Origin of the sequence: Limosilactobacillus rudii, from assembly GCF_014145455.1 — a bacterium.
Classification (GTDB): Bacteria; Bacillota; Bacilli; order Lactobacillales; family Lactobacillaceae; genus Limosilactobacillus; species Limosilactobacillus rudii.
Window position 1 is genome coordinate 100038 of the sequence record NZ_JACIVB010000063.1, and the last position, 22879, is coordinate 122916.

At 38.1% G+C, this 22879-nt stretch carries 22 protein-coding genes, 1 other RNA gene and 1 other annotated feature; of the genes, 7 read left to right on the forward strand and 16 right to left on the reverse strand.

What is annotated here, in order from left to right; genetic code table 11:
- Position 1: 1 nt before the first annotated feature.
- From H5S39_RS11080 to tadA, 4 genes are all read right to left on the reverse strand, one after another.
- On the reverse strand, positions 2-310 hold the full coding sequence (locus tag H5S39_RS11080) for a YbaB/EbfC family nucleoid-associated protein (protein ID WP_231832891.1): 309 nt from the start codon (positions 308-310) through the stop codon (positions 2-4).
- A gap of 17 nt (positions 311-327) precedes the next feature.
- Entirely contained in the window at positions 328-2157 is a 1830-nt protein-coding gene (gene dnaX, locus H5S39_RS11085; protein WP_182597128.1) for a DNA polymerase III subunit gamma/tau, read from the reverse strand.
- A 161-nt stretch (positions 2158-2318) separates the two neighbouring features.
- An RNA gene (gene ffs / locus H5S39_RS11090) (signal recognition particle sRNA small type) lies at positions 2319-2416 on the reverse strand.
- Between the two features lie 48 nt (positions 2417-2464).
- Complete coding sequence (tadA, locus tag H5S39_RS11095; protein WP_182597129.1) at positions 2465-2965, reverse strand: tRNA adenosine(34) deaminase TadA; 501 nt, start codon at positions 2963-2965, stop codon at positions 2465-2467.
- Between the two features lie 260 nt (positions 2966-3225).
- Between tadA and nrdH the strand changes: the two genes are divergently transcribed.
- The 4 genes from nrdH to adhE all read left to right on the forward strand — a co-directional run bounded on the left by nrdH (position 3226) and on the right by adhE (position 9873).
- Positions 3226-3447 (forward strand): glutaredoxin-like protein NrdH, encoded by a 222-nt coding sequence (gene nrdH / locus H5S39_RS11100; RefSeq protein ID WP_153930482.1) that lies wholly within the window; start codon positions 3226-3228, stop codon positions 3445-3447.
- A 99-nt stretch (positions 3448-3546) separates the two neighbouring features.
- Positions 3547-5718, forward strand: coding sequence for a class 1b ribonucleoside-diphosphate reductase subunit alpha (gene nrdE / locus H5S39_RS11105; protein WP_182597130.1), 2172 nt, complete (start codon positions 3547-3549; stop codon positions 5716-5718).
- A gap of 118 nt (positions 5719-5836) precedes the next feature.
- A complete protein-coding gene (gene nrdF / locus H5S39_RS11110) occupies positions 5837-6856 on the forward strand; it encodes a class 1b ribonucleoside-diphosphate reductase subunit beta (protein WP_182597131.1) in 1020 nt (339 codons plus the stop codon).
- 380 nt (positions 6857-7236) lie between these two features.
- Positions 7237-9873 carry a bifunctional acetaldehyde-CoA/alcohol dehydrogenase gene (gene adhE, locus H5S39_RS11115; protein WP_182597132.1) on the forward strand — a complete coding sequence of 879 codons (2637 nt, stop codon included), beginning with the start codon at positions 7237-7239 and terminating at the stop codon, positions 9871-9873.
- A gap of 103 nt (positions 9874-9976) precedes the next feature.
- Here the strand turns inward: adhE and H5S39_RS11120 are convergent, their stop codons facing one another.
- From H5S39_RS11120 to H5S39_RS11130, 3 genes are read right to left on the reverse strand one after another with little or no spacing between them, the layout of a single operon-like run.
- Complete coding sequence (locus tag H5S39_RS11120) at positions 9977-10729, reverse strand: DUF4097 family beta strand repeat-containing protein (protein WP_182597133.1); 753 nt, start codon at positions 10727-10729, stop codon at positions 9977-9979.
- The gene (locus H5S39_RS11125; RefSeq protein ID WP_182597134.1) at positions 10726-11337 is read right to left on the reverse strand and encodes a DUF1700 domain-containing protein; all 612 of its coding nucleotides are present in this window, start codon (positions 11335-11337) and stop codon (positions 10726-10728) included. Before H5S39_RS11125 ends, H5S39_RS11120 begins: the two co-directional genes overlap by 4 nt.
- Entirely contained in the window at positions 11330-11662 is a 333-nt protein-coding gene (locus H5S39_RS11130) for a PadR family transcriptional regulator (protein ID WP_182597135.1), read from the reverse strand. Before H5S39_RS11130 ends, H5S39_RS11125 begins: the two co-directional genes overlap by 8 nt.
- Before the next feature lie 198 nt (positions 11663-11860).
- On the opposite strand from H5S39_RS11130, the gene mscL reads away from it, so the two are divergent.
- The 3 genes from mscL to H5S39_RS11145 all read left to right on the forward strand — a co-directional run bounded on the left by mscL (position 11861) and on the right by H5S39_RS11145 (position 13133).
- The gene (gene mscL, locus H5S39_RS11135) at positions 11861-12244 is read left to right on the forward strand and encodes a large-conductance mechanosensitive channel protein MscL (RefSeq protein ID WP_182597136.1); all 384 of its coding nucleotides are present in this window, start codon (positions 11861-11863) and stop codon (positions 12242-12244) included.
- Positions 12245-12381: 137 nt separating this feature from the next.
- On the forward strand, positions 12382-12609 hold the full coding sequence (locus H5S39_RS11140) for a hypothetical protein (RefSeq protein WP_182597137.1): 228 nt from the start codon (positions 12382-12384) through the stop codon (positions 12607-12609).
- A gap of 236 nt (positions 12610-12845) precedes the next feature.
- A complete protein-coding gene (locus H5S39_RS11145) occupies positions 12846-13133 on the forward strand; it encodes a hypothetical protein (RefSeq protein ID WP_182597138.1) in 288 nt (95 codons plus the stop codon).
- A gap of 275 nt (positions 13134-13408) precedes the next feature.
- Here H5S39_RS11145 and H5S39_RS11150 read toward each other — a convergent pair whose 3' ends face one another.
- The 9 genes from H5S39_RS11150 to rplA form a co-directional block, all read right to left on the reverse strand.
- Complete coding sequence (locus H5S39_RS11150; RefSeq protein ID WP_182597139.1) at positions 13409-14452, reverse strand: DUF5692 family protein; 1044 nt, start codon at positions 14450-14452, stop codon at positions 13409-13411.
- Between the two features lie 202 nt (positions 14453-14654).
- Positions 14655-15020, reverse strand: a complete 366-nt coding sequence (rplL, locus tag H5S39_RS11155) for a 50S ribosomal protein L7/L12 (RefSeq protein ID WP_003666310.1) — start codon at positions 15018-15020, stop codon at positions 14655-14657.
- A 62-nt stretch (positions 15021-15082) separates the two neighbouring features.
- Complete coding sequence (gene rplJ, locus H5S39_RS11160) at positions 15083-15583, reverse strand: 50S ribosomal protein L10 (RefSeq protein ID WP_182597140.1); 501 nt, start codon at positions 15581-15583, stop codon at positions 15083-15085.
- A 31-nt stretch (positions 15584-15614) separates the two neighbouring features.
- Positions 15615-15734 (reverse strand) — a sequence feature (ribosomal protein L10 leader region).
- A 52-nt stretch (positions 15735-15786) separates the two neighbouring features.
- A complete protein-coding gene (wecB, locus tag H5S39_RS11165) occupies positions 15787-16899 on the reverse strand; it encodes a non-hydrolyzing UDP-N-acetylglucosamine 2-epimerase (RefSeq protein ID WP_182597141.1) in 1113 nt (370 codons plus the stop codon).
- Positions 16900-16994: 95 nt separating this feature from the next.
- On the reverse strand, positions 16995-18296 hold the full coding sequence (locus tag H5S39_RS11170; RefSeq protein WP_182597142.1) for a glycosyltransferase family 2 protein: 1302 nt from the start codon (positions 18294-18296) through the stop codon (positions 16995-16997).
- 3 nt (positions 18297-18299) lie between these two features.
- Entirely contained in the window at positions 18300-18437 is a 138-nt protein-coding gene (locus tag H5S39_RS11175; RefSeq protein WP_182597143.1) for a hypothetical protein, read from the reverse strand.
- Between the two features lie 205 nt (positions 18438-18642).
- Positions 18643-19836 carry an aminotransferase-like domain-containing protein gene (locus H5S39_RS11180; RefSeq protein ID WP_182597144.1) on the reverse strand — a complete coding sequence of 398 codons (1194 nt, stop codon included), beginning with the start codon at positions 19834-19836 and terminating at the stop codon, positions 18643-18645.
- 147 nt (positions 19837-19983) lie between these two features.
- A complete protein-coding gene (locus H5S39_RS11185) occupies positions 19984-22092 on the reverse strand; it encodes a DUF2207 domain-containing protein (protein WP_182597145.1) in 2109 nt (702 codons plus the stop codon).
- 75 nt (positions 22093-22167) lie between these two features.
- Positions 22168-22860, reverse strand: a complete 693-nt coding sequence (gene rplA, locus H5S39_RS11190; protein ID WP_182597146.1) for a 50S ribosomal protein L1 — start codon at positions 22858-22860, stop codon at positions 22168-22170.
- Between the last annotated feature and the right edge of the window lie 19 nt (positions 22861-22879).

Here is a 22879-nt window from a genome sequence, read left to right on the forward strand (position 1 = left end):
TTTATAACCCCATACCTTGTGTGTATTTACCAAGCTTTTGTTGTGTAGCGTTACTTACTTGTTTCATCCCATCTTTAACCGCGGCAATAACTAAGTCTTGAAGCATATCAACATCATCAGGATCAACCGCTTCAGGATTGATCTTTAAATCGATTAATTGGTTATCTCCGGTAAAAGTAGCAGTTACCATATCATCGGGGGCCTTGCCAACAAATTCTTGTTTAGCTAGTTCTTCTTGTTCTGCCATCATTTTCTTTTGCATTGCCTTAGCTTGCTTCATCATTTGTTGCATATTCATTCCACGCATCATAATATCATCCATCCTTTTTAATTATTTTCTATTTTTACTACATCGCTACCAAATAATTTTTGAGCAACTGCAACCTGTTTATCCTTGATTGAAGCTTCTTCAACCGGTGCATCCTCTTCCGGTGGTAACGGCGGTTCATCATCTGATACAGCTGGTGCCGCAGCACTGGTCTGACTCGTTGGCGAACCTGATTGTTTGTCAGCCTGGGAATTCTTTTTCCCATAGCCATGATCTTGAAGAAAATCACGTCTAATTTGTGGCCACTTATCCTTAGGCACAAATACAACCTGACGTTCATTTCCCGTTAACCGTTGCAATGCATCTTCCATATTTTTCAGCAGTGTTGTATCATCTGCCGCTTGCTGGAATAGGAAAGGATAATCAAATGCTACAATAATCCCCACCGCACTTGCTGCAACTGGTTGCGAAACATGTAATAAAGATCGTTGCGGAACCGATAGCATATTCAGCATATCGCCCCATAGATCACGCACCTTGACTAAGTCTTGTCGAGTAGCATTTTCAAGTACTGGGTAGACCTTATTAATATTAACATGAACTTTCTTTTGTTGGACTCGTGGTTGCTCACTTTTTTGACGCACAGGAGTACTTACCCGCGCATTCTTAGCAGGAGCTTCTTGTAACTGCTTAACCGTTTGCTGTAACTGCTGTATTTCTTGCTGTAATTTGTTAATTGTATCATTTGACACACCAGGCGCAACAGATTGGCTTATACTCTGAGATACCGGTGCTGTCGCCTGTTGTCCAACCTGACCTAACTTAATCGTCAAAACCTCTAAGTATACATCCGGATGAGTAGTAAATCGCATCTCTTCTTGAATATTATTTAACTCATCAATCATTTGGTAAAGGATGTCCGAGGATGCTGCCTGTGACAACTGCTGAAAGTCTTCTTTCTTTAAACCGGTACTCTCAACCTTAATCAATTCTGGTGATTCTTGATACAATAAAACATCGCGAATAAATGAAATCAGGTCTTCAATAAAGCGCTGCCCATCTTTTCCCTCAGCTAGAATATCTTTCATCGTATTGAGGGCGGTCGCACCTTCATGTTGGCACACCTGTAAAAAGTACTGCTTTAAAAGTTGCTTTGTAACACTACCTGTAACTAACAAGGCATCATCAAGACTAACCTTATTGTCACTAAAGGACAACACTTGATCCAAGATACTCAAAGCATCCCGCATCCCACCTTCTGCAGCATTAGCAATTACCCATAAAGCCTTTTCGTCGTAGGTTACCTGTTTTTGATCCAGAATATACTTCATCCGATCAAAAGCATCTTGGGCAGAAATCCGTCGAAAATCAAATCGCTGAACCCGCGAAATAATTGTTAACGGAATCTTATGTGGCTCAGTAGTTGCAAGAATAAAGATCACATTAGCAGGTGGCTCTTCAAGCGTTTTTAATAAAGCATTGAAAGCTCCTGTCGACAACATATGAACTTCATCGATAATGTATACTTTATAATCAGCTTGCGTTGGTGCGTACTTTGCTTTATCACGAATATCACGAATCTCTTCTACACCATTATTAGAAGCTGCATCAATCTCAATAACATCATTGAGCTGCCCATTAGTAATCGCTTTACATGTCGCACACTCATTACAAGGCTCGCCATCCTGAGAATGATGACAATTAACTGCCTTTGCGAAGATTTTTGCCGCTGATGTTTTTCCTGTCCCCCGTGGACCAGCAAAAAGGTATGCATGACTAATTTGGTGAGTAATAATTGCGTTTTTTAAGGTTCTTGTAACAACCTGTTGACCAATAAGATCATCAAATCGCTGTGGCCGCCAAACACGATACAACGCCTGATAGCTCATCGCCAGACTTCCTTTCTAAATTTAAAAATACTATAGAATATTATACAAGGAATTTGCCTTACACAGTAGGAAAATATTTATTAATTATCTGACAAGATTACTAGCTCAAATTTTGATTATAAAAAAAGATCTGCAGTAAAATACTACAGATCAGCTCAATTATCAATAAAACTTAGAGCACAAGGTACATCATACTTAGTGCTGCTTCCTTCCAGACCTGACACGGTTCGTAAGCGCACCCTTGCCCTAAGGCCTTACGGCAAATAGTATGATACACTATTTTTCATTAAAATGCTAGGGGGTAGTTTTATTTTTTTCGTCGTGCTTCCTTTCGCCGCCGTCTTATTTCCCGAAAAAAACTTTTTAACATTTGACTGCACTCATCACCAAGAATTCCTGAATAAACATTTACTTGATGATTCAGGCGTGAATCAGTCAAAAGGTGGTATAAGCTGTCCACTGCCCCTGCTTTAGGGTCAGGTGCCCCATAATAGACGTTCTTTATTCGTGCGTTGATAATCGCGCCACTACACATAATACATGGCTCAAGGGTAACATATAGGTCACAATCTTCAAGCCGCCAACTATGTAAGTTCGTACATGCTTCCATAATCGCAAGCATTTCCGCATGATAGGTAACATCTTGAAATTTTTCCCGCATGTTGTGTCCTCGGCCAATTACTTGTCCATCATGAACGACAACTGCGCCAATCGGTACTTCATTTAAAATCTTAGCCTGTTGTGCTTCATCAATTGCCATCCGCATAAATTTTTGCTGAGCTAGTAATGATGAATTATTTTTTTCCATTTACTTTCTCCATTTGCTTAAAATTATCCTGTTTTTCAGTGTATAATATTAATTTAGCTTTTCAAACTAATTTATGATTGACTAATCACCTGCTTATATTTTTTACAAAAAAAGTTTCACAGGTGACATCACCAGTATTAAATACTATATATTGTGTTTCACTATTTACTTAGCACGAAATATAGTACTTTTTTAATTGATTTTTTTAAATTCCCCGCTATACTAGAAAACATCGATTAACGTTTAGGAGGCTAATTAAAATGGTAACTGTCTTTTCAAAGAATAATTGTATTCAGTGTAAAATGACCAAGCGTTTCTTAGAGCAGCATAAAATTGCGTTTGTTGAACACAATATAGATGAACAGCCAGAATATGTATCCCAATTAAAATCTGAAGGCTTCATGGCTACCCCGGTGGTTAAGCTTCCCAATGGCAATGCATTTTCTGGTTTTCGTCCCGATCAACTAAATCAGCTTGCCTAAATCAAATAGCATTAACAACCTTGCCAGGCAGCAATTTATATTGTTGTGCTGGCTTCTTTATTGACAAAATTAAATCATCTTAGAAAGCGAGTTATTAATATGGCATTATCAGATATCGATATGACGAAGGTCAAATATTATGATTACAACAATGAGGTTAATATTCCAAAAAATGGGCAAATCCAACTTGATAAAGATAAAATGGCCTTAGAAGACTTTATTAAAGAAAATGTCAAACCAAATACTAAGCACTTTTCATCCCTTCAAGAACGTTTTCAATGGTTAGAAGACAACGACTATATTGAAAAGGGTTTCATGAGCAAATATAGTGGTGAATTCATCAAGAAACTTTATAAATATCTCCAAGATCAAGACTTCCATTTTCATTCATTTATGGCCGCTTATAAATTTTACGCTCAGTATGCTTTGCGGACCAATGATAAGGAATACTACCTTGAAAATTACATTGACCGTGTTGCTATGAACGCCCTTTACCTCGCAAACGGTGATGAAGACTTGGCAATGCAGCTTGCTGATGAAATTATCCATCAACGTTACCAACCAGCTACTCCTACTTTCCTTAATGTTGGCCGGAAACGCCGGGGGGAATTTGTTTCATGTTTTGCAATTCAAACTACAGATGATATGAACACAATTGGACGTACCATTAATTCTGCCCTCCAGCTCTCTAAAATCGGTGGTGGCGTTGGTATTAACCTCAGTAACCTTCGTGAAGCAGGAGCCCCAATTAAAAAAATTGAGGGGGCTGCAAGCGGAGTTGTCCCGGTAATGAAATTATTAGAAGATAGCTTCTCTTATTCTAACCAGCTTGGTCAGCGTCAAGGGGCCGGCGTCGTTTATCTAAGCGTCTTTCACCCGGACATCATCGAATTTTTAGGGGCCAAAAAAGAAAATGCGGATGAAAAGATTCGATTAAAAACTCTTTCACTTGGTATTACTGTTCCAGACAAATTCTATGAGCTAGTCGAAAAAGATGCAGATATGTATCTTTTTAGTCCTTATGATGTCGAGCGAATTTACGGTAAACCCTTCTCTTACATTGATATTACTAAAGAATACGATAGCTTAGTCGCAAATGATAATATCCGTAAGAAAAAAATTAATGCACGAGATCTTGAAGACGAGATTAGCAAATTACAACAAGAATCTGGCTATCCATATATTATTAATATTGATACTGAAAATCGCGATAACCCAATTAATGGTAAAATTGTTATGAGTAATCTTTGTTCGGAAATTGCTCAAGTTCAAGTTCCAGCGCGAGTAAATAACGACCAATCGTACTCTGAAATGGGAATTGATATTAGTTGTAATCTTGGTTCAACTAATATCGCCAATATGATGGAAAGTCCTAATTTTGGCAAGTCAATCAAGGCAATGATGCGTGGGCTCACCCGAATTAGTGATGTTGAAGATCTCGATGTCGTTCCCACAATCCAAAATGGAAACCGGCTTGCACACTCTGTTGGCTTAGGGGCGATGGGCTTGCATAGCTACCTCGCCAAGCACCATATTCAATACGGTAGTCCAGTAGCAATAGAGTTTACGGGTGTTTACTTTATGCTCTTAAATTACTGGTCCTTAGTAGCTTCAAATGAGATTGCTAAAGAACGGCAAGAAACTTTTTACGATTTTGAAAACAGCAAGTACGCCGATGGTTCCTATTTTGATAAGTACATCAACAAAGATTGGGGACCACAGTCAGACGTTGTTAAAAAGTTATTTAATGGTATTTTTATCCCTGGAATTGAAGATTGGCAACGGCTTAAGGAAAACGTCATGAAAGACGGGCTATATAATCAATATCGGCTTGCCGTGGCACCTAACGGCTCGACTTCCTACATCAATGATTCAACGGCTAGTTTGCACCCAATTATTAACCGGGTTGAAGAACGGCAAGAAAAGATGATTGGTAAAATTTACTACCCGGCTCCATATCTTTCAAACGACACAATGCCGTATTACCGTTCCGCTTATGATATGGACATGCGTAAAGTAATTGATACATACGCTGCTGCTCAACAGCACGTTGATCAGTCTCTTTCCATGACTCTTTTTATGCGGTCAACAATTCCCGCTGGCCTCTATGAATGGAAAGATGGCCGAACCGAAAAAATGACTACCCGTGACCTCAATATTCTACGGCACTATGCATTTAAACGAGGAATCAAGTCGATTTATTATATCCGAACTTTTACTGATGACAATGACGAAATTGGTGCTAATCAATGTGAAAGCTGTGTGATTTAACTTTCAGCTCCCATTTGATTTAAATGTAATGCACTGGTAAACTTGATATTATGTATAATTGGCTATTTAGTAAGCTATCATGCTTACTAAGAGCAAGGTATTTGGAGGAGCTCAATCAATGAAACTGGAAGAATTTAAACCTGTAAATCATTACGATGCGATTAACTGGAATGAAGTTTCCGATATGATCGATAAAGCAACTTGGGAAAAATTAACAGAACAATTTTGGCTCGATACACGGGTTCCTGTTGCCAATGATATGGATGATTGGCGTGAATTAGATGATGATCATCAATGGACTGTTGGCCATGTTTTTGGTGGTTTGACCCTTCTTGACACTGTCCAATCAGAAGCAGGACTAACTGCTCTTAAAGAAGATGTTAAGACGCCACATGAGACTGCTGTTTTAAACAATATCCAATTTATGGAATCAGTTCATGCTAAAAGTTACTCAACAATCTTCTCAACTCTTAATACTCCTGACCAAATCAAAGAAATCTTCGAATGGTCTGACACTGAAGAATATTTACAAAACAAGGCTGTTAAGATTGCCAATATGTACTTAGACCCAAGCCAGGATCCACTTAAAAAGAAGGTTGCTAACGTCTTCTTAGAGACTTTCTTATTCTATTCTGGTTTTTATACTCCTCTGTACTATCTTGGTCACAACAAATTAAACAACGTAGCTGAAATCATTAAACTTATCTTACGTGACGAATCGGTTCATGGTACTTACATTGGTTATAAGTTCCAAGTGGGAATGCGCGATCGAACTGAAAAGCAACAACAAGACATGAAAGATTGGATGTATAACTTCCTTTATGAACTTTATGATAATGAAGAAAAGTATACTCACCTTCTTTATGATCAAGTTGGCTGGACTGATGATGTTTTGACCTTCATTCGTTATAATGCTAACAAGGCTTTAATGAATCTTGGTCAGGACCCGCTCTTCCCTGATACTGCTTCTGACGTTAATCCGGTTGTTATGAATGGTATTTCTACATCGACTTCTAACCACGATTTTTTTAGCCAAGTCGGTAATGGATATCGCATGGGCGCCGTTGAAGCAATGAGTGATAGCGATTATGACGTTAAAGATCCAAATGCAGGTAAAGATAAAAATTCTCGCGATTAATTAATTATAATAAAAAGATGCCATCGTTCAATTAAAGGACGTTGGCATCTTTTTATTATCCTCACAATATCGTAACTTTTCCGTAGATGTGCAAAGAAACGCATAATGTTATTTTTTGACTATTTTATCGACTTTCTTTTTATTGTGAAATATAAATCAATCATAAAGACTAGGTCAGAAAAGCAGGCCATGTATTCTAAAAATAATACCAATCTTTTTTGCTGTTTTATTAGCATTATCAGCTCAACAATGTAAGCGAATTCAATACTTGTAACCATTGTTTAAATATTCACAAAGGTATTTACAACGCAAAAAAATGTAGTAATATTATACATGTTCAAAGGTTAACAAAAAAGAATTGAAAAAAGGAGATTTCAATTATGCCTGCTAACAACAAGAAACAAGTTGAAAAAAAAGAATTAACTGCTGAAGAAAAAAAGCAAAATGCCCAAAAATTAGTTAATGATTTAATGGCTAAGAGCCAAGCTGCTTTCGAACAGTTACGTTATTACTCACAAGAGCAAGTTGACAAGATTTGTCAAGCAATGGCCCTTGCTGCTGAAGAACATCACATGGATCTAGCAATTGATGCTGCTAACGAAACTGGTCGTGGTATTGCCGAAGATAAGGCTATCAAGAACATCTACGCAAGTGAATATATTTGGAACAACATCCGTCACGATAAGACTGTTGGTATTATCGAAGACAACGATGAAGACCAAACAATCACTATTGCCGATCCTCTTGGTGTCATTGCTGGAATTGTTCCGGTTACTAACCCTACTTCGACTACAATTTTCAAATCAATCATCAGTGCTAAGACGCGGAATACAATTATCTTCTCATTCCACCGTCAAGCAATGAAGTCATCTATCAAGACCGCAAAAATTCTTCAAGAAGCTGCCGAAAAAGCTGGTGCGCCAAAGAACATGATTCAATGGCTTCCTGAAAGTAGTCGTGAAAATACCACTGCATTGCTTCAACACCCTAACACTGCTACTATTTTAGCAACTGGTGGTCCTTCCCTTGTTAAAGCAGCTTATAGTTCTGGTAACCCTGCCCTTGGTGTTGGTCCTGGTAACGGTCCTGCCTACATCGAAAAGACTGCTAACATCGAACGTTCAGTTTACGATATCGTTCTTTCAAAGACTTTCGATAACGGTATGATTTGTGCTACTGAAAATTCAGTTGTTGTTGATGAAGAAATCTATGACAAGGTTAAAGAAGAATTCCAAAAATGGAACTGTTACTTCTTGAAGCCAAACGAAATTGATAAATTTACTGACGGCTTTATCGATCCAGACCGTCACCAAGTTCGTGGTCCTATTGCTGGTCGTTCCGCTAATGCAATTGCTGACATGTGTGGCATCAAAGTTCCTGACAACACCAAAGTTATCATCGCAGAATATGAAGGTGTTGGTGACAAATACCCACTTTCAGCTGAAAAGCTTTCACCAGTATTAACAATGTACAAGGCAACTTCCCACGAAAATGCCTTCGATATCTGTGCTCAATTATTACACTATGGTGGTGAAGGACACACTGCTGCTATTCACACACTCGATGATGACTTAGCTACTAAGTACGGTCTTGAAATGCGTGCTTCACGGATCATCGTTAACTCACCATCTGGTATTGGTGGTATCGGTAATATTTACAACAACATGACCCCATCACTTACTTTAGGTACTGGTTCATACGGTAGTAACTCAATCTCACATAACGTTACTGATTGGGATCTCTTAAACATCAAAACAATTGCAAAACGGCGTGAAAATCGTCAATGGGTTAAGATCCCCCCAAAAGTATACTTTCAACGCAACTCACTAAAAGAATTGCAAGATATTCCAAACATTGATCGGGCATTTATTGTTACCGGTCCAGGAATGAGCAAACGGGGTTACGTTCAACGTGTTATCGACCAATTACGTCAACGTCAAAATAACACTGCCTTCTTAGTATTTGATGACGTTGAAGAAGACCCATCAACACATACTGTTGAAAAGGGTGTCGCAATGATGAACGACTTCAAGCCTGACACAATTATTGCTCTTGGTGGTGGTTCACCAATGGATGCTGCTAAGGCTATGTGGATGTTCTATGAGCACCCAGAAACTTCATGGTATGGTGTCATGCAAAAGTACCTTGATATCCGTAAGCGTGCTTACCAAATCAAGAAACCTACTAAGGCACAACTTATTGGTATCCCTACTACTTCAGGTACTGGTTCAGAAGTTACTCCATTTGCGGTTATTACTGACTCTGAAACCCACGTTAAGTACCCACTTGCTGACTACGCCTTAACACCAAACATTGCCATCGTTGATTCACAATTCGTTGAAACTGTTCCTGCAACAACTACTGCTTGGACTGGACTGGACGTTTTATGTCACGCAACCGAATCATACGTTTCAGTAATGGCAACTGACTACACTCGTGGTTGGTCATTACAAACTATCAAAGGTGTTATGGAAAACCTTCCTAAGTCAGTTCAAGGTGATAAGTTAGCTCGTCGTAAGATGCACGACTTCTCAACAATGGCTGGGATGGCATTTGGTCAAGCCTTCTTAGGTATCAACCACTCACTTGCCCACAAGATGGGAGGAGCATTTGACCTTCCTCACGGTTTAATGATCGCTATTGCAATGCCACAAGTTATCCGTTTCAACGCTAAGCGGCCACAAAAGCTTGCTCTCTGGCCACACTACGAAACTTACCACGCAACTAAGGACTATGCTGATATTGCACGGTTCATCGGTTTGAAAGGTAATACTGATGAAGAATTGGCTGAAGCATATGCTAAGAAAGTTATCGAACTTGCTCACGAATGTGGTGTTAAGTTAAGCTTAAAGGCAAATGGTGTTAAGCGTGAAGACTTCGACAAGGTTGTTGATGATCTTGCTCGCCTCGCCTACGAAGATCAATGTACTACTACTAACCCAGTTGAACCACTTGTTAGCCAACTCAAGGAATTACTTGAACGTTGCTACGATGGTACTGGCGTAGAAGAAAACTAATTAACAACAAGTTAAAGCGCTAAAGTTATGGTTAACCGTAACTTCAGCGCTTTATTAATTTTAAATAATTCTATATTTGTTGACCTATGACAGTCACTAGACATTAGTTTACTTCATTATCACCAGATTGAGTTACTAATTTTAGAACATTCGTTGCCGATGTATTCTCAGTAAGCGTCTGACTTCCTTTATCTTCACCATTAAGTTCATTGTCGCCATCATCAGTTTGAAGCTCGTATCCATCGACAGTCGTATTAGTAACAGTATTGTCCCCACTATCATTCTTGACAGTATAGTGACCGTAAACTGTTAGCTGTTGACCTTCAAAATCCCCTGATTGAATGCTAGTCTGGCCATTATTTAACGTTACCCCCTGATAGTCGACATCTCCTGAATCTACCTTAACATGAGCATTCTCAAGGTTGATATCTTTAACTGTTAAATCACCGCTATCCAAATGAATTTGCCCTGCTAACGGTTGATCATGAGGAACTGTAATAACAATTAAATCTTGGTCTCGGTAGCTATTAAGGTTGAGAGCATATAAAGCTCCACCGGTCTGGCGAAGAGAAGCAACCTGATTATGAACCGTAGCTGCAGGCACATGCCCACCTACTCCATAGTAAGCAACCTGATACTTTTTTCCTTCACGAATAACTACATTTGCTGTTGAAGCTGAAATATCAACACGTTCAAAACTTTTATTAGTACTTAAATGATAAACGTGGTTATGAACAATTCTAGGCCGACTACCATCAAAATATACTGTTTTATTTCCACCGTTAAAGAAGCCAATCCCGAGGATGATCAAACCAACTACTAATACTACTCCGCCTATTTTAAATACATTCTTCATTTAGCTTCCCTCCTTGCTTGAATCCTGTTATACAAGAATTTCGCAAAGTTAGCGATTCCTTGAGCAATCAACCGAATCAACCAGTATGATAATGGCACACAGATAAGGAATAAACCAATTAGTGTTAAACCTATCCCAAGATAAAATAAGCCACTAAAAGGTTCAACAATAAGTAATGTGACTCCGGCATATAACGCAACTACTGCAATAACTGCAATACTGCCGATCATTGCAATTATTCCAATAATCAACCCCAAAGCAGCAGCACCAATACCAATTAATACTGCCAATACAGCAATACCCAAACCAAGAGTAATTGGCGAAGTGATAATTGCTACTAACACCCACCAAAAAACACGCCAACTTGATTTAGCGGATGCCGGTCCCTTCTTGGCTGCTTTGTCATTCACCTTAATTGAATAATCAGCCAAGATCTTATGACCCAATTGCCGCGGCGTTCCCAATTTTTCTTCAATTGCTTTCCGCGTATTAAGTCCTGCATCCGCAATATACTCGTCATAAAATTCTAAAGCATCATCTCGGTCTTTAGCCGCTAATGGACTTAAATACGCTGCTAGGTCATTAATATACTTTTGCGGTTCAGTCATCTTTACCATCCCCCTTACGTTTTACATAAAAGATTCCATCTAAACTTTCTTTATAATCATGCCAAAGCTTTCGAATACGTTGTAAATGCTTTTTACCAGCCGCAGTTATTTGATAATAACGTCGATTTCGCCCCTGATAAGGCTGATCATAAGTTGTTAAATACCCCTCTTTTTTTAACCGCCGTAAAACTGGGTACATGGTCGATTCTGAAATCGTAATTGCTGATTGCATCCGCTGGGTCAATGCATAACCATAATAATCATCACGTTCAAGAATTGCTAAAACCATTCCATCCAGCAAATCTGCTGTTATTTGAATTTTCATTATTCCCCTCCTTTTGTTCTCACTATATTATACGTCATATAATATCACTAATAAATATAGTATACAATACGGACTAAAGATTTAATTTTTTTATAAATTAGCGAAAAAAGAATTATTAATCATAATTAATTAAAATTTCCTTGATAGACTCTTATTACAAGGTAATTGTCCCAATAAAAAGATAAAAGGAGAGAATATATGTTAAAAGAATTTAAGGCATTTATTGCACGAGGAAACGTAATTGATATGGCAGTGGGGATCATCGTTGGTGCAGCCTTTACATCAATTGTTAAGTCCCTAGTTAACAACATTATCAATCCGCTTATTGGTATTTTTGTTGGCCGAATTGATCTTTCGAATTTAGTCTGGACAGTCGGCGATGCTCAATTTAGATATGGAAGTTTCTTAAATGCAGTAATCAACTTCTTAATTATCTCCTTTGTTGTCTTTATAATGGTAAAAGCAATCAATCGTTTCCGTAAAAAAGAAGATAATGAAGATAATAAAGAGGTCAAAACAAGCGAAGAAGTACAATACCTTAAGGAGATTGTGACACTACTAAAAGAAAAAAATAAGAAATAGCTATTCTCCTCCCAACGGTGTTGAAACAATAGCTATTTCTTTATTTATATACTTATTTAAATTTTTATATCATATTATTAGCATTAATCTTATATCCTTGGTACTATCATGGTAGGGCAACAAAAGAGGTGATGATAATGTTTAAAAAGAAAGTTCGTCCTATGAATAACAGTGAAAAGGAAATTAGCGCATATCGAAAAGGGTACAATCGGGCCGTTAAAGATTATAAGGCGCTAGAGCCGTTTCGTAAGTATCCGCAACGGATTATTAATGTTACTAATAGGTTTATCAGAGGTAAGATGCATGCGCTTCAGGACTATGTTGATGGCTATGAAGATGCAAAGCAACAGCTTTCTAAAAACTAAATGTTATTAACTGGTCTTCTTCTCTCTTAATTATTGTTTTGCAATTTCGATTAAATTCACCTGCAAACCGCATATTATCAGCGCAAGCATATCGAATAGGTATTATTTTCCGTATTCGAACGGTTACAGTCACTGTTACTTAATCAAACACAGTAAGTAATTTTTCACAGTCAATGTAATTGAGGTTGATGGTTTTTACCCATCAATTCCATGCGGGCCCTAAGGAGGGATGTCTTATGTTGTTCAATGTTATTTTTTGGATCTTAGCTATTTGGTTTGTTATCAACGTTATTTGGATGTGGTTCCAACTTAACAATCAAATACTACAAAAGACTTTCGCTTGGATCAACGTTTGTGCAATTGTTATTGGTTTTTGGGTTTACTATGGTGTATCACACGATGCAAGCGCAATCAATGGTTGGTTTATCGCTATGAACTGGGTAAATATTGCAATTGCAGCTATCCAATTCTACTTCGGCTACCGAACTAATGAAGATAGCACAACACACCACTCAACTAACTAATCAAGCAGACTTTTGAAGAAACCCGGTACAAAACGTACCACGGATTAACGTAACAATAATACATTGAGGAGAAAACCTAATTCATCAAATTTTGGTTTCCCCACCTCTATAAAGATCATTAGGTTCAGAGTATTTTTATATTCTGGGCCTTTTGCGTTTTAAACCACAAAATATTAAGAAAAAATGACCAAAATTGGCAATTAGTCAACTTTAGTCATTTAATTTATCTTTAATTATCCAAAGCAATGTTTAAACCGCTATCATTTTATGTTATCTCACTTTTGAGCTCGTACCATTGCCTCTTCATAATCCTTAGTACCAATAAATACTTCATGAGTGTATGGATTAATGTCCATTGCCTTAGCCCGTTTCCAAATGATTGCAAAAACAACAACATTAATTGCTAATGATAACACTGCAATAATTCCCATCATATGTGGATCAGCGCTTCCTGGATGAACAGATGGATTCATAACTCCATTTTTATATAAAACCGGTAGTACAGCAAACTTACTACTATCTTGAAATTCTGGAATTACTTGCGCAAACATACACCAAATTGCTAAAGTATTTGCCCGATTTTGAATCCAACCACCCATATTCCAAAAAGCTGCTGCAAATGTAGGTGCAAGTAGTAATGCTACTCCGCAATACCAAGAATGTGTCGGTAGATTATTATAGGTATACTCAAAGTTCCAAACATCATATGCAAGGATAAAAAGCCAAGTCATATCTGGCCATAACATATCTTCTTCATTTTTGGAAGAATAAATACCCCACCAGCCAGTCATACAAAATACATTGATAATACCCGCAATTCCATTCAGAACATTCCACCAACCACCATAAAGCCATACGCCCTCAGACGAAAGCCACCATTGACTCCCCGTTGTTTGCAGAGCATTCATTCCACGAATTGCTGATTCAAAATCACTTCCTACCGCAATAAAAATATTAATTGCGACAATAACAAATGGAAAACACTTAAACCAATAAGCTTTACCAAGATGGCCCCAGTGATATTTTAAGATCATAAAACCAATACAACCAAAAGTTGCTGCATACAGCTTAGCATAGTGAAACCAACTGTTCATATGAACGTAAGTCTGATTATGGAGCGCCCATGATTGACCTTGACCTGCACAAATATAAATAACAGCAAAATAAATCGTTAAAACTACTGGCAAAACAACAAAGAAAAAAAGTCCCCCAATTTTGCTTCGCCGGGCAATTTCGTTTGCAATAATCAGACAAATAAATACCATTATCCAGCCAAGTAATTGCCACCCCGCTTGGTTACCGTAAACCTGGAATAACATAATATCTCCTCCCCTAAAAATATTAAGAAACCACTTACATTGCTTTCAACAATTATTCTACTAAGTGCTTTAAAAAGATAATAGGCTTATTATTGGGTGTTTGTCTTATATTAAGATAAAAAACAAATAAAATAGTAGTTTAAAATAAAAAATAGGCTGAGTAATTAAACTCAACCTATCCTTATCACTTAATGAAATAAGACTACTTAAGGGTAACAGTAGCACCAGCGGCTTCAAGCTTTTCCTTGATGTCGTTAGCTTCGTCTTCCTTAACGTCTTCCTTGATAGCTGATGGAGCACCATCAACAAGGTCCTTAGCGTCTTTAAGGCCAAGACCAGTGATGTCCTTAACAGCCTTAATAACCTTAACCTTAGCTGAACCTGGTTCAGTTAATTCAACAGTGAAGCTGTCCTTAGCAGCAGCGTCACCGCCAGCAGCACCTGCAACTGCAACTGGAGCAGCAGCAGAAACGTCAAATTCTTCTTCGATAGCCTTAACCAAGTCGTTAAGGTCAGAGATTGATGCTTCCTTTAATGAAGCAATGATAGCATCCTTATCAAAAGCCATGTTTATTTCCTCCAATATTTAGGTAATTAATTTTAATTTTATATTGTATCGATATACGACAATTATGCGGCTTCGTCTTCCTTGTCGGCAATAGCCTTGACTGCACGTGCAATCTTCCGCATTGGGTCTTGTAATGCAGATGCAAGCATGGACAATAGGTCTTCGCGACCTGGCATAGTTGCGTATTCGTTGATTTCGTCAAGAGTCTTAATGCTCTTTTCGATGAAACCACCCTTGATTTCAAGAGCATCGTGATCATCAGCGAACTTCTTCAAGATCTTAGCTGGAGCAATTGGGTCTTCGTCAGAGAAGGCAACGGCAGTTGGACCAACAAAAGTATCACGAAGTCCTTCATAATCAGTACCTTCAACGGCACGATCAAGAATCTTGTTCTTGATAACTGACATCTTAACACCGGCGTCCCGAAGTTGCTTACGTAAGTCAGTAACTTCAGCAACGGTTAAACCACGGTAGTCAACAACGATAGCAGATTGGGCTGCATTAAGCATATCAACTGTTTGCTTAACGATCTCAGCCTTCTTAGCAATAGCTGCTTCACTCATGAATTTTCACCTCCTGCAATGTATTTTTGATCGGATTTATAAAAAATCCCTATGACCGCAGACATAGAGAAGGAACTTTCATTTCTTCCTCGGCAGGCATTATAATTAAGGCTTTCGCCACCTGAGTCTTAGGCAGAGTCATATTTAATCAACTTTTATAGTTTAACATACTATCAAAAGTTCTGTAAAGAAATTTTTATGATTTATTTTTGTTCGAACCACTTGGCGATTGCATCAAGGATTCGCTTGCTTGCACGCCCATCACCATACGGATTCTTTGCCTCACTCATCTTTTGATACTCATCTTCACTATCCAGCAACGTTGATAGCTCCTCCACAACATTCTCATACTGATTACCAATTAGTTTAAGCGTACCCGCACTTACTCCTTCAGGTCGCTCAGTAGTATCACGTAATACCAGGACGGGTTTATGCAAAGCAGGGGCTTCTTCTTGAACGCCACCAGAATCGCTCATCACTAGTAACGCCTTACTCATCAGGTTATGAAAATCAACAACATTTAATGGTGCAATCAAATGAAAATGGTTATCGCCACCTAAAATCTTTTTAGCAACCATTTGGACTTTAGGATTAAGATGAACTGGATAAATAACATCAATGTTTTCTCGTTCATCTACCACTTTTTTGATTGCTTTAAAGGTTTCTTCCATTGGCTGGCCCCAGTTTTCCCGCCGATGCATCGTTAGCAAGATTATCTTATGCTCTGAATCAATTTCATCTAGTACACTATGCTGGTAATCTTGGTTAATTGTGTAATGTAACGCATCAATTGCCGTATTTCCTGTAATAACTACCCCTTGTTGATGGTTTCCTAATGCTAGATTATGCGCACTTGTCTTTGTCGGTGCAAAGTATAGGTCTGCTAAGTCATCAATCATTTGCCGGTTCATTTCTTCTGGATATGGTGAATACTTATTCCAGGTCCGTAGTCCAGCTTCAACGTGTCCAATCGCAACCTGATTATAAAACGCCGTTAGAGCTGCTGCATAGGCTGAACTAGTATCTCCATGTACTAACATAATATCAGGATGCTCTTTTTGAATAATTGGTTCTAATTTGGTCATCGTTGTAACCGTAATTCCTGTCAATGTTTGCCCCGGCTTCATTATCTTCAAATCATAATCCGGCTTTACCGCAAAAACATCTAGAACCTGTTGAAGCATCTCCGCATGTTGTCCCGTTGAAACGACAACCGATGTAAAACGATCATCATCAGCTAATGCTTTAACAACCGGTCCCATCTTAATTCCCTCCGGCCGAGTACCAAATACAGACATTACTTTAATTTTCTTCATTTTATCTTCCCCAATTACTTATAACATTCCAGAAAGTTGTCTAACCTTCCTAATTTCTTCTAGCATGGCATTCCTGATTTTTTGCTTTTCTTTCATTAGCTTACTTTCTTGCCATGCTCAGTTTTAATCCACGAATTTTCATGAAAACACCACCGCCAAAAAGCAATTATAATACTAAAGAATAAGATGATATACATATATGAAATACCAACTGGTAATATCAGTGATTGGCATAGCCGTAATCGCGGTTCGTTAAAATGCTTCAAATCATGATGATAGAACAAGCCAAATACTATTCCCCAGAAAAGTGAAAAAACTACTAATCCAATGACAACTATCATTAACATTAATAATGGCATTCCCTTGTAAAGATACTGCCAATTAATTAACGTAACAGCTGTTAAGATAATAATTGCCAAATCAGCTAATAGGTTTAGCCACGGTTGCACAAGAAAATAATATATCCCCAACTTCTGAGTACGACTAAGGACCTTACTCTTTATGATGCGTGGCAAATATTTAAGACAATTAAGGTCACCTTGTACCCACCGACTCCGTTGCCGAATAAAGCGTCGTGGTGAAGTCAAGGCCTCTTGGTAAACATATGTATCGGTCATATAATCAACGTGTAAATGTTTGAGCATCATCTTTATCGTTAATTCATAATCATCGAGAAGAGCATTTCCCCACGGGTGCAGGCCAATTTTATTAAGAACTGGCTGTAAGCGAAAGAATTGACCATTGCCACTTAAGCCAACCGTCCTGGTATACATCCGCATAATTTGCGCCATATGGTTGATACTAAAGAATTCAATATCTTGCAATATCTGTAATTCATTCTTAAAACGCGGGTACATCTTAACCCGCATTTGCGTGATGCTCGTTTGTGGCGATGAAAAATAAGCATTTAACCGTTGAAGCGCATTTTCTGCTAATTGCGCATCAGCATCAACAACCCCAATAATTGTTTTATCAAACGGAATACCCCGCGGGATTATTTTCTGATAAATATAATCAAGAGCAAAATTAAGGACATCTCCCTTACCAGTATGAGCATTAGGAAGATGCCGCCGTAACAAATGAAGACGCGGATTATTAATCATTTTAATTTGCGCAACGGAATCGTCACTGCTGTCATCGTCAACCACCACTACTTCAAAACTTTCAAATTGAAGTAATTTGACTAGTGTTCGTTGAATCACCCCTGCCTCATTAAAGCACGGAACAATCACAAAATAATGTAAAGATGAATCAATCTTTGCTGGCCGTTGATTACCGGCAAAGCGATAAAAATCACGTGGATATGAAATTACGCGGAACAAAAGACTGATTAGGGAATAAAACAAAAAGACAAACAAGGCAATGCACCAAATTAAGGTAAAAATTACTGTAAGCATTAGTTATTGCCCTTTACGAATATTTTGATGATATACCAACCAAAAGATAAAACTAATGATGAAAGATAAACCAAACATCGTCATTAATGTAATGATAACAGTAGACGCTATCCATGCACTATTAAAATCAATTAACGTCATTATTAAAACTTCCTTTTCCATAGAGTTTTTAATAATGCTTATCGCTAATCAAAATAAAAGCGTGAAACCCGAATATTTAAAACTTTCAGCAATTACTACAATTATAATCAAAATTTAATTGAAGTACAGGCCCAAATAAAAAAGATCAAGGAATAATTCCTCAATCTTATTAACCAGGATTTTATTTTAATGGCCGAATTTTATCCTATTTATTGGTTGCGGCAGTTAAAGCTTCACCAAGCCGCTTCAGTCCTACTTCGATTTGGTCTTCTTTCATATTTGAATAGTTCAACCGGAAAGCCCCTGGTTGTGGTTTACCAGCAAAGAATGGGTCCCCAGGAACAAATGCTACATTATGCTCAAGGCATTGTTTAAATAATTCAACCGTGTCATCTACTCCTGGTACTTCAACCCATAAGAACATTCCACCTTCAGGATCTGTATACTTAACACCTGCTGGGAAGTACTTTTCAATTCCTGTTAGCATTAAGTCTTTTCGCTTGCCGTACAAGTCACTGATTTCTTTAACATGGGCATCAAGATCATTATCTTCTAAGAACTGAGCTACTGCATATTGAGCTAGGTTGTCTGTATGAAGGTCTGCCGATTGCTTAAGAACGGTTAATTTATTTACAACATTCTTATCAGCAACAACCCAGCCCAAACGAAAGCCCGGTGCCAAAGTCTTAGAAAATGTACTCATATAAAATACATGTCCGGACTTATCAAATGACTTAACTGCCGGAACATGGTGACCTGCAAAACGAATTTCACCATAAGGATTATCTTCTAAGACATAAACGTCATACTTTTCAGCCAACTCTGCTAACTTCTTACGACGTTCAACCGTCATCGTCCGACCAGTTGGATTTTGAAAATTAGGGACAGTATATACTAATTTTGTATTTGGATTAGCCTCTAATGCTTTCTCTAAGGCATCCATCTTCATGCCTTCTTCGTCCATCTCTACCCCAACAAAGTTAGCACCATAAGACCGAAAAACATCCAAAGCACAAAGATATGTTGGTTGTTCAACTAAAACCGTATCTCCCGGATCAACAAATGCCTTGCCCACCAAATCCAATACTTGTTCGGAGCCGGTAGTAACTAAGACATTATCTAATTCTGAATCAACGTCTTCTTTTTCCTTAACATGCTGCTGAATAGCCTTACGCAATGCTGTTACCCCTTTGGCAGCTCCGTATTGCATTGCTTCTTGACCATGCTCAGCGAAGACCTTATCAACTGCTGCTTTCATTTCTTTCACAGGAAACAGTTCGGGTGCCGGCAATCCACCAGCAAACGAAATAATCTTAGGATCCGCCGCTGCTTGTAAAATTGCGCCAACCGCATCCGTACCATCTGCTGGAACACGCTTTGAATATTTAAATTGTGTCATTGTCGTCACTCCTTAATTAATTTATAATGATAATCTTTAATTGTTTTTTAATCTATTTATCATTGATTAATAATATAGCACAACAATGTCTTCTTGTGAAGTAATCAATTTAAAATTAATAAACAACCTTATTATTAGGCCTGCTATTTAGAAAGCACCGCCACCAGAGTCGCCACCTGCACCGCCAGAAGAGCCCCAGCCTCCTGATGAATTATCAAATGAACTTTCGGAACCATCATTGCCTACCTTGGCCTCGCTATTACTAATTATTCTGTTAGCAAACTGCTGAACTTCCCATTCATTTGCAGAAAAGCCTTGCAACTGTTGGTCAAGATTTTTAGCCACTAACTTTGCGCCAAATTGTTTCTCTAATCCCCTTATAAATTCACTTGTCTCACCGACTGCTGTTGCATAAACATAGTATTCTCCCCATAGTGCTTGATCTGGGAGCTGCTTTTTATTAAATCGACCAATATCGTGGATCATTTGCTTAAATTGCAGTACTTCGGTCAAATCTTGATACTGCTTTTTACTATAAGATACATAGTGGTAATCAACTAATGCGTTCAATCCCTGTAACCCCAAGCCACATATCAAAACACCAACAATTATTGGTTGAGAAATAGTCTTAAAACCAAGTCCAAAAATACTACTAATATTATGATCAAAACTAGCGGCAATATATAAAAGAATACAAACAATCAGCCCAAGGACGTAGCTATATAAACAATAACTTATTTTAAAATCGTATTTTCTAAAAAGTAGCTGCTTGATCTTTTCAAACGGTTGCCAAACACTTAACCCAACCCCAATTATCATTATTTCACTTATTCGAACTAGGGCACCGATAAGTAGGCCAATGCTAAAGCCATTAGTAACTAGCCGTGAACATAAGAAAGCAATGAACGCTACTCCTAAAAAATAAATGCACGAGAACTTATCAAAACTGGCCTTCGCCGGATTAACTTTGCCACCTAAGCTACTCCATTTTTCCTTGGTACTAAGCCAATGATTATAAAGGGTATTATCATTATCATTTCTAACCTGTTTTAATGATACTTGGTTATTCTCGTCGCCATAATTATGCGTTAAAAAGTAGATAAATTTTGAATCTTCGGCAGTTCCTTTTTCCCATTTTATTTGCTCTCCCTCGACTTTAATATTTCCCGCTAATTGAAGCGCAGCTAATTCAGTCGCTAGGGGAATCATCCCCGTATCCTCTCTTAAGCTCGCTTGGTAAATTGAAGCAGCCTGTACTGGTGGTAAGGAAGGAAGGGCAAAACGATGAAGATGTTCACTAATATGATCCCGCTTAATTAAGTTCTGGCGATTATAAATTAGCCAATAAAGTCCATAAATACCAAATGGGATCATTAAACTAACCGCTACGATTAGATAATTTATTGGATGCCGTTCAATAAAGAATTGTTCAACACCCCCAATTCTTCGCTCCTTCTTTTGGGCAATTGCAACCCGTTCACTAGCATGTAAGGGTGCCTTATCAATCGCCTCTTTAGGAAAAAGCAGGTGAATTTCAAGGTATTGGTTAACATCTGCCGCCGTCAAACTTATTGTGGCGGTGTGCCTATTCCATACCTTATGTTCGTACTTTGCACCGTGAACCCACAAGGATTGCTGCCCTCTTGCCGCTGGCATTACTATTGTTATCCTAACTTGTTGTAATTCTCGTTGCCAACTACGTCCAATGATTTTCCAATTAATTTCACCTGTATCAAGATACCGCTTAGCAACTGCACTTAAATGGTAATGATAAGTAATAACCTGCTTATTCTCACTAGGCACAGAACTAACTATTCGATAATCGCCCTTCGCTTTTTCGCCATCAGCATCAGTATTTGGCTGATAAAAGGCAGCATTAAACTTTAAATGATCATTCAATGATAAAATTTGATCACTCTGCCCAATATTAGCTGCCTGGGTAAAATATAGGTCGGGACTTTCAAGTAGCTGATGGATTGGAAGGTTATCCTTAGCTACTTGAATCTGGCTAATTTTTCCTAATCCTTTGGTATCTTGGACGATAAAAACGCCATGATATTTTCCCTTAAATTGATAATGAACTTGTTGGGTAACATCTGCACTCCCATTACGGTTAATCTTTACATAAATATCATTCTGTTTAATTTGGTAATCTCGATTGTCACTTGCTGCTACCTTTTTTAATGAACTAATTCCAAATAAAACTGTCAATACTATCAATATAATCATTGATTGCTTGTTTTTCGTTAGTTGCATTATTTTTCTCCCCATAAAAAAAGACCTCGTGAAAAAATATTTCCCCGAAGTCTTTTTTGATTTAATTAACTTAAATTAAAATGTAGTTAAATCAAGTGTAACGCTTGGACCGAATGTTGATGCGATTGAAGCGTGCTTGATGTATGTTCCACGTACTGAAGCCGGACGAGCCTTAGCTACAATATCTTCTAAAGTAGCTAAGTTTTCAACTAACTTGTCAGTATCGAATGAAACTTTACCGAATGGAACAGCAACGTTACCATCACGGTCAGTCCGGTAAGTTACTTGACCAGCCTTAGCGTCAGAAACAGCCTTAGCAACATCCATTGTAACTGTACCAGTCTTTGGGTTTGGCATTAAGCCCTTAGGTCCAAGAACCCGACCTAAACGACCAACCTTAGGCATCATGTTTGGTGTTGCAATAGCAACATCAAAGTCGAGCCAACCGTCTTGAATCTTTTCTACTAAGTCGTCAGAACCAACAAAGTCAGCACCGGCATCTTGAGCAGCCTTGGCGTTTTCACCTTCAGCAAATACAATAACAGTTTGATCCTTACCAGTACCGTTTGGTAAAACAACGGCACCACGTAATTGTTGGTCAGCTTGCTTAGTGTCAACGTTTAAGTTAAATGCTACTTCAACAGTTGAGTCAAAGTTAGCAAAGTCAATATCTTTTACTAATTGAACCGCGTCTTTAACAGCGTATTCTTTTTTGCTGTCAACTTTCTTGAGCGCGTCTTGGTACTTCTTACCACGTTTTTTAGCCATCTTGTGTTTTCCTCCTTGC